Below are 11,836 nucleotides of genomic sequence, written 5' to 3' on the forward strand. Positions count from 1 at the left end.
TAATGGGAATTGAACTCTTCCAGTTCCAGCAGGACGCAGCCTCGCAGATGGCCGACCGTTATGTCGAGTACGTCGCAGACCCCATCGAGTTCGGACGAAGTTCGAAGAGGCGAGCCGTGCCTTTCTATCAAGCACTCTCTTCGATCACAGGTTCAGGGAAAACTTCGATACTTGCTCAGGCTGTTAGCGAGATCAGCTCCTTATTGGAGGTTCCGCCGGTGATCCTGTGGTTGTCAAAAGGCAAAGTAGTCGTCCAACAAAGCTATGCAAACCTCGCTGAAGGCGGGAAGTACAATCATCTACTCTCGGACATCACGGTACGACTGCTCGGTGAGTACGACCCCGAGGACGTCGCGAACTCAAGCGAGGCACTGCTCTACTTCGCAACTGTTGGCACTTTCAACCAAAAGGACCGAGAGACAAGTAATCTCAAGATTTTCTCAATTGACACGGACAATATAGAGTCAACTAGGTGGGAGGCGCTTAAGGTCCGCGAGACAGCCGACGGCCAGCAACGTCCACTGGTCATCGTTTACGACGAAGCGCAGAACCTCAGTGATCAGCAGACCACGCTGCTCCTCGAGCAGCAGCCTTCTGTTTTCCTGCTCGCAAGTGCGACTCTTCGGTTCCCTGCCCAGTTCGATACGGAGGTTGTTCAGCCGCTGCGGACGGAGGGTAAATACAGCGACGAAGACCTGATCACCAAGGTAAAGTCATCGACCGTTGTCTCATCGGGCCTCGTCAAAGGGATGATCTCGCTCAACGGCCTAAACGTACCGATGCAAGAGACTATCTCCGAGATGCTCTCAGATATGCGCGAGGCTGAGGCGGCAGCGAAAGCGGAGAAGTTAAACTTCTTGCCAAAAGCGATTTACGTCTGCAACACGAACATCCTTGCCCACGACGCTGGTCAGACCGACGATCCAAAGCAACCGTTCGAGCAGCGCCAGGCTCCGCCAATACTCATCTGGCGCTATCTCACGGAGCAGTGCGGGGTCGCTCCGGAGGAGATCGCCATTTACGCGGATCTCAAGACACACCAAGATTTCCCTTTGCCCCCAAACTTCGTGCTGTTTAGTGGCGGCGAGAACGATTACGACGACTTCGTGGCAGGAGATTACCGGCACATCATTTTCAACCGGACTCTCCAGGAGGGTTGGGACGATCCCAAGGTGTATTTCGCCTACGTCGACAAGACGATGGAATCCTCCGTCCAGATCAACCAGGTGATCGGTCGCGTGCTCAGGCAGCCGAATGTAATGCACTATGAATCGGATCGCCTGAATACTGCCCACTTTTATGTCCGTGTCGACCGGAACGATACGTTCACACAAGTTATCGAAGACGTGCGTAAGGGTTTGGGAGGAGATGCTCCGGAGGTGCGCATTCTGACCTCTCCGCCTGGCACAGAGGTACCGGAGAGCCTTGCGCCGAAGGAGTCTCTTTCAGTGCCGCGGACAGCTATCGATAACAAAGCGACGGTACAGCCCGTCGAGAGAGTTCTGGAGAAGGTTCACGACTACTCACAGGATATGGTAAACACCCGCGGTGTGGGCCGTCGTAGGACGGTAAAGCAAGCCATCGGCATCAGCGAATCATTAGACTCAGAATGGGTCTCTTTCGAGCAATCGAATCGTGTCAATGCACGCTGGGTTTTTTGTCGCGAAGTAGCCCGGCGGTATCGTCCAGCACTTATGGTGATGAATACCGACGGGAAGAAGTTCGACGCGAAGGTCGGGGTAGGCAGCAGCGCATACTCCAGCTTAGCCGATAACGCCGCCGAGGCTGTGGATGAATATCTTCGTCACGCTGTCATCAAGCAACTAAAGCCGAAGCCATACGAAATCAGCAGTACTCTGGTGCGGCGTGGGTCAATGGAGCATTTTAATAATGCCCTCCACGAGGGCTACGATGGACTAAACTCTTTCGAGCAGCATTTCGCTCGTGCGCTCGACCGCACGGGGCTTACTTGGGCCAGAAACCGTTCTCAGACAGGCTATAAAATCCCGATGGTGACACTTGGCCAAACGGTGTGGTTCTTCCCAGACTTCCTGGTCTGGGCAGGGGAAACCGTGATCTGCGTCGATACCAAAGGCAGCCATCTTGTTGAGGCGGACGCGCGGCGCAAATTGCTTTCGATTCAGCCTCATAAAAACGTACCGACGACAGTAGATGTCAAATTCGTTGTTGAAGGAAGATGGAAGTCTGACGGTACACCAGATAGTAAAGAAGGTTTTTCCGTATGGGAGCTTGGGAGTGGTCGAGAGCTGCGAACGATTCCACATGAGGAGCTTGAGTCCGTAGTGAAATCGTTCATCCCGTCACAGGAGGACTAAGCGAGACTGTTTGTGCTCGGCATGACCGCTGCTGGTGTGGAGCACAACAATTAGGTACCACAGCTTATTGAGGGGGGGGCAGAGGGCGTTAAGTTTTGATAATTCACAAAAAGGTATGATAAAAATCGTCAAAGCCCCTGTTTTGCAAGGAGGTTACAAGTTGGGAAGCGCTTTTACGTTCCAAAAGTTATCAAATGTTAGATGAGATGGCTGCGGGCGGTACAGAACGACTGACGGTTTATCAAATTTTAATATCTTCTGTCCGAGGGGTTGAAATGAAAATCACTTTTTTAGAGGTTTCGAGAGAGTTTGCCTGAAAGCGCCGCTGTTTTTGGAGAGAATACTCGTTGGAACTGGTATGTAATGGCGCCGACTATTTACCACTAAGTTTACTCCTAGTTCGTCCACGTATTCAGCGGATTCCAGCAATGACCGGAGCATGCGCCTTGGTATTTTTACATCGTGAAAATACTCCAGAGCTACGGGTGTCCATTTCCGAAGAAACCCTGCATCGTTGCTACCGTTTTGCATCATAGCGCTGAGTGCTGCCTCAAGCTTTTTTCGACGGTTCCGCCGAGTCAGTTTAGGGTCAACTCTAGCTTTGATATCGATCTGGTATTCGCGGTTCAGAAAATTAATGAATCCGATGATGGCGGCTTTTTGACCCGGGTGATCTGTGAGATACGCATCCAAAAGCTTTTGGTTGGGCAGGTCATGGCCCGCCCTTATGACGAGCTGAGAAAGCCCTACCGCTGGCGTTAATGCGAGGCGAATTGAGCGAGTGGTTGTTTTGCCTTCATGTTGTCTTCTTTTGAGTCTGGCCACGTACCCATGAATCGCCTGACCAGCGATCGTACTGCTCGGATAGAGCGCTAGTATATTATCCAGCCGAGTTCTCTCAGAGGTTTCCTCTCTAATCTCTGGGTCTGGTTTGATTTCATGTATTGCGGAAAGCCACCTCATTGGTCGCTGTACCCGGCGCAAACCTTCGGCTTTAAAGTGGCCAACGAGGGACCGGTAGTCAGGAAACGACCCCCATACTTTTTCAATCTCTAAAAAGAAAGTGAGGTACCGGTGAATAGACAAGGCCGCCGTTTTGCCACCATACGTCGTTAACAACCAATCACCAAAGCTACCAAACTCCTTAGCCATATAGCGCGAGGAAAAACCGTTTTGGTCAATGGCCAGACGGTTACGGGCGGTTTTGGCCCAGTAGCAGCCTTCGCAACAGTTCACACGCCCGGCTGGCATCAACTTGCCACAGGTATTACAAGGTATCTCGCCGATGTGATAACACAACCTACATAATGGATGGCCTGCTGGAGATGTAAGAAATACTCGCCTGAAGTGGCGACACGCTGAACAGGTTCGAAAGTCTGATCGTTGACAACGAGGGCACAGACGTAACGTCCCATCTAAGCGGGCGACGCGGGAGAGCTTTGAGGATGGCTGTCCACAAGCATCACATGGACTCTTAGGTCTGAAAAACACGGAACAGGCATTACAGACTCGGCCATATTGGGTTATCAGGCCCGTTCTGACATCACTTCTTTGACAGCGAATACAGGGTTGTTCTCTTTCACAGATTTGGCAAATGGCATCTGGGTCGGTGCGAGGTAGTCTTGCAGGCCTCCCGCACTTGGGACAGTCGTGTCTGATGAAAACGCGAGCATAGCAACTCCCACAGTATCGATGACCATGATTAACTCGATGGATTCTCACCGGGCACTTTCCGCACTCATCACATTCGGTCTGTCGGGGGCGATGCTTCGGGTCACTCATTGCTGCCTCATTGCTGCCTCATTGCCAATCTCTTTTGGAGCCTTGCCATCATGCGTTCTACTTCCCGGCGGGGTCGTGGCCCGGGCTTTTTTGAGCGTCTGGGTTTCCGCTGCTTATGGCGCGCATCAGGCAACAGATCGAGTAGTTCTTGAAGAGCTGGTGGTACGAAATCGATCTGTTCTGCGAAGCCTTGCTTTGAAATGCCGGATTCCAGCAGCTTTGACCGGAAATCCTCTCGATCGGTAATCATTAACTGCCATGCCGTGTTAAACAGTACCTGCCGGTGTTTAACAGATAGCCACTCCTTGTTGGTGCCGAGCGCAATCGGAAAGCCTGGTGGGATTTCAATGTTGAGAAGGTTGAATAGAGATATTTGGGCTTCTGTCTGCGTGCACGCGGTACGGCGGATCAGCGTCACAAAAAAGTTCGCCAATGGAAACCACTCAACAAGGGTTCCTTCTCCGATCGGTTGTTTGAAGAAACCTGTTGTCAGTACCTGATCGCAGGCTTGCTGGAATGCAAGGGCATACGGGCAGCCTTTGCTTTGTGGTCCCTCAGCCAGAGCTTTGTTACAACTCGAGCATACTGCGGCACTTGAGGAGAGTTCCGTTAAACGATGAGGCTCAACAGGAGATTGGCAGTACCAACAACGGTCAAGCAACGCGCATTGATGTCTTTCGCATCCAGTGTGCCAGGCAAAGCGCCAGTTGATTCGGAAATAAGGGGATGCATCCCCTGTTAGGCACAGGGGGCAATACTGCAAGCCATTCCGTCGTTTTGTGTTCCGGGCGCCAATGGTAAGTGTCCAGGGCCAGGTGATATTTTTCGATAAAGGGCGGTGTTGAGTTTTACCTATCGTCGGGGCCAGTGTTGCCGCCCGAATAAAGTCTTCTCGGATGCCAGATCGTAGTGAAAGTACTTTCAGCCGACCAGAGGATAGATTGCGATCCGTGTCTATCGTCCACATTCTCCAGTCGGTCCAGAGCGTTGCGGCAAGAGTCATTGGGCTACAGCCCTGCTTAAGAGCAGCTCTGACCAGCCAGGACGATAGTATCTCGTCCGGTAAAAGAGGGGTTGGTAGAGGCCATTGCGCCCCTACAGCATGACTTCCCGGATGCCACGAGTAGGCTGCAGCCATTTGTTTCCCTTAATGATCTCTTGAGTGATCTGCTCTTGTCCGATTCGGATGGCATCCCCTGCACACTGAGTGACTAATCGGTGGAGATTGCCGAGATTACCCTCGGAGATGGAATACAAGAGCTTTGCTAGCTCTCGCTTGTGTAGCTGAGAAGGCCTTTTAAGAGGCAGGACGGATTCGAAATCCACGAGAAGGCTTTGGAATTGCTTATTCAGCTCCCAGCGCGGAAGCTGCACAACATCAAACCGGCTGGCATGCTGGGGATCGGTATGGAGGACTCGTACCGCATCTCTGGTACCTACTCCGACGATAGGAATAGCCAGCTCATTGCAAAGCAGCTTGATCGCATTCATTACCTCTCGCTGTTTTATAGCGGAGCCGGTCAGCAATGAGTGGAACTCATCAATGGCGAGGATCTTCACCTGGCACTCCCGGAGCAGGTGTATCACTTGATATAGAAGCTTTGTTGTGGGATCAGTGGCGCGATACGGTGCATGAAAGCGCTCCAATATTGAACAGTAGAGCCGTTTCTCATCGGCAGTAGATGATGCCTCTGCAACAATGACTGGTTTTATCGGATCGGCTTCGTCGTTAATGTAGGGCGTGCCGCAGAGCTCATAAAAACGTCGAATCAGCGTTGTTTTACCCTGATTCGAGTCTCCCACTATTAACAAGTTGGGCATTCTCGGCTGTTTCGGCTTCCTCATCAGCCCTTGGAGCGTGTCAAGAATCTGGTGCGCTGCGCTGTACCCTATCCATCGTGGCTGATCTAGAAAATTAAGGCGCTCTTCCATGCTAAGGCAGGCAATGTGCCGAAACTCGGGGTGTATATGGCCATATTTTTCATCGCTCATGAAATATCTCCGAAGCCTCGAATATCCGCGCTGTCGTCAAGCAGGTCATCATCCCATGATGTACTTACCGATGGCTCCGATTGTTGCGCCTTAACGGGTTCGACCGGAGTAATTTTACGCTCATGTTCTTTGCGGCGTTGAGCTTGCCGGCGAGCTTGTTTAGTTTTCATCTTGGATTCTTCAACCTGCTTGCGAAGATCCGTAAGAGCTTCCAGAACCAAGTGTTCGTTAAATACCTTTTTGCCTTCAGCTTTTAATTTTTCTTTTGCTTGTCGTAGCTCCCATAAACTCATAGCTGGCAACGATAAGTCCGCAAACGGTATTTTGAAGTATTGCTTCAGATCAGGGTCAAAGAACCAAATTTGACTGATATCGCGAGGGTCTCGCCTGAAGACCAGCTGTCGCTTTGTTTTGGAATTCGCCGGTTCCTTAGCATTTATCCATGCCCGCAAAGCCTCGTCGTAGTATTGCATGCCATCGATTGTTACGCCGAAGCTCTGAACGGTTCGCCGGAATGCAGGCAAAAAGTTAAGCAACAACGTGGACCGGTCTGCTGGCTGAGGTGGAACTCCGACGCCTGAGGTAAGCCCATTTCCGAAGATACCAATTTCCCACTGTTTGATTGGTGGGATGCCCAGAGCGCTGTGACGATCATAATGGTAGTGGCGGGCGATCAGGGTAACCAGCCACCTCTCAAATTCCGATTTCGTCATGGCGGCATGCTTTTCCGAGTCGTACTCATCTCTTTCCGGAACCGATGAAAATGTGGTGCCTGGTACCGCGTGCACCTTTTTCATGAAGTTTCCAAGGAGCCGCTCGATGTGGCCACCATACCTTGGCGCTCGTACAGGTCGATATTCCAGATTGATGCTATATACCTCACAAGCGCGCCGGAACGTCTCTGACCGAAAGTCTGCTCCATTGTCTACATGCACGGTTACAGGGATTCCAGAGACGGGCCAGCTGGCTTCAACACCATGCAAGGTAAGCCAGTCGTCTTTGGGCAGGATCGATTGCGCTATGCACATAGCGACGGACGTTGCAGACGGAGGGTCAAAAGAAAGGTAATAACCTGTTACAACGCGACTGAAGACGTCTATTGCAACGGTGATCCAGGGGCGTCCTATTGGTAGCCGGAATTCGTCATCCACCAAAATAATGTCGACGGGAGTGTGATCAATTTGAACGTAAGCAAGGGGGTAATCAGCATTTGGGAAATGGCCAGGCGTAGCTTGAAACTGATTGCGGGCCTTTTCTCTGAATCCTCGCTTACGCATTCTAATGCGTTCAGGAATTCTAGCCAGCCTAGAACGGACGGCGCTGGCGCTGGGTGCATCGATGCCTTGGTTATAACACCGACGCTTCACCTCCATAATTATTACTTGGTCATTTGGCCTCTGAGGAGTGAGGTACACTTCATCAATGACCTCCTGGATAACCCTTTCAGCCAAACCAGAAATTCGGCCCTTACCGGATTTCCAGCCCCGCTGTTGCGGTATCAGCGCGGATACCACACCTACGCTTTTGAAGCGGTTTAGCCAACGGTATAGCGTTGCGGTACCAACGCCGACCTCGCCAGCCCGCTCAGCCACTGCAGCCCGCCCCGGGCTGCATTCATTTACCAAAGGCTTAATTGCTGCATATCGTTTTTCGGCAATCGCCCAGTCGGAATCTGCAATCTCTTCCAGATCCTCATAAACCTGATTATTTTCGTCACTCGCATCAATGACAGGGCGCAGCTCCTTAATCCGGAGCGGGGCGGATCTACCTGTCTCCACATTAATCCCTATGGCAGATTCCCAGTCGAGCAACTGCGTAATTTTATAAACGTTCTCGCCGTGCTGTAGATAATTGCCGACGTTTACGTTGATTCGTTGTCGAATCGGGATAACGGCTTCACTAGAGGTGCTGTCATTACTCTCTTTACTCATCGGTAGGCACCCATAGAGTCGTTGTGTCATTAAGCGGGCGGCTTAGGTCGCTCTCAAGCTCTTGAGTCGCAAGTAAGTGCCAGATGAGACTCTGTCCTTCTGGACGGTAGATTCCCATGAAATGGCGACTCAGCAAATAATGGACAGGAGCACTACCCATTTCGGTCAGGTTTTGGAGCACCTCTTCCTTTTCAGCTTGAGGGAAAGACATGCGTTTGAAACGCTCCAAAAACTTAATGTTGCGAAGAGCTTGGTCCCGAATCCGCGATTCATCTTGAATCGTGAATAGCCAGCCTTGCTCGCGAGCATAGCGATAAGCAGCCTTCCATTTTGGCAGCCAGTCACGCCACCGAGCTCGCCACTCGCTGGCAGGCTTTATTTCCACTAGCACAGGACAGGGGTAATCAAGATAATCCCGGCACCCAAGACGGTAGTAAACAAGGAAGTCTGGCGTGTACTGGAAGCTGCGACCGTCCCTCGTCTTGAATGGGATGCGGACTGGCTGAGAAATCACATCAAGAACGCTTCGGGAAAAAGCTTTCTTTATCAGGAAATCGCGTTCCAGAGTTGATTCAAATTGGATGGGAGTTTCGCCTCGAAACATGTAAGTGCCTGAGACGCTGCGGCGAGTGGTCCCAATTTGCCTTACAGATTCCCTGATCTGAAGCATGTCTCGGTTATTTACGTTCATTCCGGCCTCGTCTCACCAATTAGGGAAAAAGTGTCTCATTAATTTGTGTTTTTTGCAGGCTAACATCATGATTTCCCGTTTCCACTGTCTCATTTATTACAGTATATGACAGTGGCAGCAGTCCTCGCCCGGGTGAGATCTCTCTGGCGCACCGGGGTGTGCTGTTTCTGGATGAACTGCCGGAGTTTGAACGGCGGGTCCTGGAAGTGCTGCGGGAGCCCATGGAAACTGGCGAAATCTCCATCAGCCGGGCGGCGCGACAGGTCACTTTTCCAGCGCGATTTCAGGTCGTGGCCGCCATGAACCCATGCCCATGTGGTTACAGTGGTCATCCCAATATCGAGTGCCAGTGCACGCCGGCACAGGTGATGCGTTATCGGGCAAAGATCTCGGGGCCGTTGCTGGATCGGTTCGATCTGCATGTGGAGGTTCCAGTGCAGTCCGGAGAGGTTTTGCTCGGTTCCGGGGCGTCCGGTGAAAGTAGCGCCAGAGTCAGGGCCAGGGTTCTGGATGCCAGAGCCCGGCAGGAGGCTCGCGGGATGCTCAACTCGGCCCTCTCGGGAGCTTTGCTGGATCAGGCTTGTCGGCTGGATGCAGCCAGTGAGCAGTTGTTGACCCGCGCCATGGAGCGGCTGGGGCTTTCGGCCCGGGCGCTCCACCGCATATTACGACTGGCCCGCACCCTGGCGGATCTGGAGGGTGCGGAACACTTGAGCCAGTCGCACCTGATGGAGGCGCTGGGTTATCGCCAACTTGACCGCCAGGCCGGCCAGGGGTCGGTTGTCTCCGCCTGAAGCTACTGACTCTGGTAAACTGTGTGCCAGGTTTATTCCACGAGATCCGCTTTGAAGCTTGAGGACACAGAATGACTGACCAGAACGAGACTCAGGATACGAATCCGGTCACCACACGCCGCGGTGTTCGCAGCTTTGTACTGCGCCAGGGGCGGATGACCGAAGGTCAGAAGAAGGCCTTCGATCGCAACTGGGCCAAGTACGGACTGAGCCGGGACAATGGCATGATCGACCCCCGTGAGGTGTTTGGCCGGGATAACATGCTCAACCTGGAGATTGGTTTCGGGATGGGCAAATCCCTTGCCGATATGGCCGAAGCCGCACCCGAGCAGGATTTCATCGGGGTGGAAGTACACCTGCCTGGCGTCGGAGCCTTGTTGAAGGAAGTGGAAGAACGTGGTCTGGAGAACGTACGGGTTTACAGCATTGATGCCAATGATGTGATTGACCTGTGTCTGCCGGATGCCTGCCTCGATCGCGTAATGGTGTTCTTCCCGGATCCGTGGCACAAGAAAAAACATCACAAGCGCCGCTTGATCCAGCCGGAATTTGTTCAGCGCATCCGTCATAAATTGCGGGTAGGCGGTATTCTGCACCTGGCCACTGACTGGGAGAACTACGCTGAGCATATGCTGGAAGTGATGAGCGCGTCAGAAGGCTTTGCCAATACCCAGGAGCAAGGTGGTTATTCGCCCAAGCCTGATGACCGCCCGATCACCAAGTTCGAGAAGCGTGGCGAAAATCTTGGTCACGGAGTTTGGGATTTGTTGTTTTATCGCACCAACTGAGTTCAGTGGGAGTGAGTCAGGGGCCTGCGGCGGGAAGCACGGATGACCACCAGGCCCGCCATGCCAAGTATCAGGCCGGTGAATTTCACCAGCGCCAGAATGGTGGCGGTCAGGCTCAGGGAGTCTGAGGGCGGATTGAAGTTATTAAGCAGAACAATGTTTTCCGCTACATCGCTGATGCCTGCGATGACAAACAGGGCGCGCACCCAGCGGGCGACCATCCGTTCCCGGATACCCGGTCTGTCCCGGGTGAAGTGGCGGGTTAATTGAAGCAGCGCGGCCAGATAGACCACGATGAACACAAAGTCGAGCCACAGTGATAGCCGTGCCATGGCGAGATTGCCGTCGCGCCAGCTGCGCAGAATGGCGTGAGTCTGCTCGGCGGTACCGGCCAGTTGTAAACTGACGATCCCCTGAGGGGCGGCGGCCGTATGCAGTGGTTGGTTCAGCGCCACCAGAACCAGCCACAGTGCCAGTGCAGCCACCAGGGAAACTTTCATGGGCAGCTTCATCGGGCGCATGGGTATGAGTGGTGGGCGCTGGGCTGAGTCCATCAGAGAAAGTGCTCCAGCAGGCTGTTCAGGTATCTTTGCCCCTGCGCCGTCGCCTGCAGACGGTCGGGGACGATCAGGTTTTCGTTTCGTAACTGCTCAAGTTTTACCGCAATGGACGACAGTGGTAAACCTGTACGCTCACTGTACAGTTGTTCTTCAGTGCCGCTTTTCAGCCTCAACACATTCATCATGAATTCCAGGGGCCGGTCCTCCGGCTCTATGGCCTCACTGCCGGCCGTGCGGGAGCCGATCCGGTTGAGATACGCGTCGGGCTGCCGGGTCTTCCAGTATCGCAGGATCCGTCCGTCGGCAAGGCTTACCTTGCCATGGCCGCCAGCCCCCAGGGCCAGATAATCGCCGAAGGTCCAGTAATTCAGGTTATGCCTGCTCTGGGCCCCCGGCAGGCTCCAGGCCGAGACTTCATAGTCGTCCAGGCCCGCCCGGCGCAGCAGATCTCCCCCGCGCTGGTATATTTCCCAAAGCCGGTCATCGTCCGGTAGGGCGGGTGGTCGGGAGAAAAACTCGGTGTTGGGCTCGATGGTGAGCTGATACCAGGATAGGTGCCGGGGCTGGTAGCTCAACGCTGCCTGTAAATCATCCAGAGCCTGACTTGGTGTCTGGCCGGGCAGGCCATGCATCAAGTCGACATTGAAGTTATCAAAACCGGCCTTGCGGGCGGCGTCAATGGCGCTGTGGGCCGCCGCGCTGTCGTGAATCCGGCCCAGGGTTTTCAGTTGGTTTGGGTCAAAACTCTGAACACCGATGGACAGCCGGTTGATGCCCGCCTCCCGGAAGCTCTCGAATCGACCAGTCTCCAGCGTGCCGGGATTGGCCTCCAGGGTGATTTCGGCCTCGGGGCTGAATGTTAGCCGTTCCCGGAGCCGCTCGAACAGGCGGTGGTAGAACGCGCCGCTCATCAGGGAAGGGGTTCCGCCACCGATGAACACGGTTTCAATGGGGCGTTCCCG

The 11,836-nt window shown here is 53.4% G+C and carries 10 protein-coding genes and 1 pseudogene; 4 read left to right on the plus strand and 7 right to left on the minus strand.

Going from position 1 to position 11,836, the window contains the following annotated elements; translation table 11 throughout:
* Positions 1-2 precede the first annotated feature (2 nt).
* Positions 3-2,336 (plus strand): DEAD/DEAH box helicase family protein, encoded by a 2,334-nt coding sequence (locus B3Y70_RS03215; RefSeq protein WP_286893327.1) that lies wholly within the window; start codon positions 3-5, stop codon positions 2,334-2,336.
* A 282-nt stretch (positions 2,337-2,618) separates the two neighbouring features.
* Here the strand turns inward: B3Y70_RS03215 and B3Y70_RS03220 are convergent, their stop codons facing one another.
* The 5 genes from B3Y70_RS03220 to B3Y70_RS03240 form a co-directional block, all read right to left on the minus strand.
* On the minus strand, positions 2,619-3,587 hold the full coding sequence (locus B3Y70_RS03220; protein WP_288589185.1) for a hypothetical protein: 969 nt from the start codon (positions 3,585-3,587) through the stop codon (positions 2,619-2,621).
* A gap of 538 nt (positions 3,588-4,125) precedes the next feature.
* Positions 4,126-5,256 carry a TniQ family protein gene (locus B3Y70_RS03225; protein ID WP_286893321.1) on the minus strand — a complete coding sequence of 377 codons (1,131 nt, stop codon included), beginning with the start codon at positions 5,254-5,256 and terminating at the stop codon, positions 4,126-4,128.
* Positions 5,214-6,110, minus strand: a complete 897-nt coding sequence (locus tag B3Y70_RS03230) for a TniB family NTP-binding protein (RefSeq protein ID WP_286893319.1) — start codon at positions 6,108-6,110, stop codon at positions 5,214-5,216. Before B3Y70_RS03230 ends, B3Y70_RS03225 begins: the two co-directional genes overlap by 43 nt.
* Positions 6,107-8,041 (minus strand): Mu transposase C-terminal domain-containing protein, encoded by a 1,935-nt coding sequence (locus B3Y70_RS03235; protein WP_286893316.1) that lies wholly within the window; start codon positions 8,039-8,041, stop codon positions 6,107-6,109. Before B3Y70_RS03235 ends, B3Y70_RS03230 begins: the two co-directional genes overlap by 4 nt.
* Positions 8,034-8,732, minus strand: coding sequence for a TnsA endonuclease N-terminal domain-containing protein (locus B3Y70_RS03240; RefSeq protein ID WP_286893313.1), 699 nt, complete (start codon positions 8,730-8,732; stop codon positions 8,034-8,036). Before B3Y70_RS03240 ends, B3Y70_RS03235 begins: the two co-directional genes overlap by 8 nt.
* A gap of 89 nt (positions 8,733-8,821) precedes the next feature.
* On the opposite strand from B3Y70_RS03240, the pseudogene B3Y70_RS17560 reads away from it, so the two are divergent.
* From B3Y70_RS17560 to trmB, 3 genes and pseudogenes are all read left to right on the plus strand, one after another.
* A pseudogene (locus B3Y70_RS17560) lies at positions 8,822-9,163 on the plus strand (ATP-binding protein); the annotation flags it as partial.
* A gap of 3 nt (positions 9,164-9,166) precedes the next feature.
* The gene (locus tag B3Y70_RS17565; RefSeq protein ID WP_414674106.1) at positions 9,167-9,526 is read left to right on the plus strand and encodes a hypothetical protein; all 360 of its coding nucleotides are present in this window, start codon (positions 9,167-9,169) and stop codon (positions 9,524-9,526) included.
* Between the two features lie 71 nt (positions 9,527-9,597).
* The gene (trmB, locus tag B3Y70_RS03250) at positions 9,598-10,314 is read left to right on the plus strand and encodes a tRNA (guanosine(46)-N7)-methyltransferase TrmB (RefSeq protein WP_226597913.1); all 717 of its coding nucleotides are present in this window, start codon (positions 9,598-9,600) and stop codon (positions 10,312-10,314) included.
* A gap of 2 nt (positions 10,315-10,316) precedes the next feature.
* On the opposite strand, the gene B3Y70_RS03255 is transcribed toward trmB, so the two are convergent.
* Entirely contained in the window at positions 10,317-10,868 is a 552-nt protein-coding gene (locus B3Y70_RS03255; RefSeq protein ID WP_014420389.1) for a hypothetical protein, read from the minus strand.
* On the minus strand, positions 10,868-11,836 hold a 969-nt coding region (hemW, locus tag B3Y70_RS03260), incomplete at its 5' end, for a radical SAM family heme chaperone HemW (RefSeq protein WP_288589186.1). The genes B3Y70_RS03255 and hemW, both read right to left, overlap by 1 nt.

It is taken from the genome of Marinobacter sp. UBA5687 (assembly GCF_002420325.1).
GTDB lineage: Bacteria > Pseudomonadota > Gammaproteobacteria > Pseudomonadales > Oleiphilaceae > Marinobacter > Marinobacter nauticus.

Bases quoted from the DNA above. Each gene is read 5' to 3' on its own strand.
- B3Y70_RS03215 (WP_286893327.1), top strand. From the start codon at position 3: ATGGGAATTGAACTCTTCCAGTTCCAGCAGGACGCAGCCTCGCAGATG.
- B3Y70_RS03220 (WP_288589185.1), bottom strand. From the start codon at position 3,587: ATGCCAGCCGGGCGTGTGAACTGTTGCGAAGGCTGCTACTGGGCCAAA.
- B3Y70_RS03225 (WP_286893321.1), bottom strand. From the start codon at position 5,256: ATGGCTGCAGCCTACTCGTGGCATCCGGGAAGTCATGCTGTAGGGGCG.
- B3Y70_RS03230 (WP_286893319.1), bottom strand. From the start codon at position 6,110: ATGAGCGATGAAAAATATGGCCATATACACCCCGAGTTTCGGCACATT.
- B3Y70_RS03235 (WP_286893316.1), bottom strand. From the start codon at position 8,041: ATGAGTAAAGAGAGTAATGACAGCACCTCTAGTGAAGCCGTTATCCCG.
- B3Y70_RS03240 (WP_286893313.1), bottom strand. From the start codon at position 8,732: ATGAACGTAAATAACCGAGACATGCTTCAGATCAGGGAATCTGTAAGG.
- trmB (WP_226597913.1), top strand. From the start codon at position 9,598: ATGACTGACCAGAACGAGACTCAGGATACGAATCCGGTCACCACACGC.
- B3Y70_RS03255 (WP_014420389.1), bottom strand. From the start codon at position 10,868: ATGGACTCAGCCCAGCGCCCACCACTCATACCCATGCGCCCGATGAAG.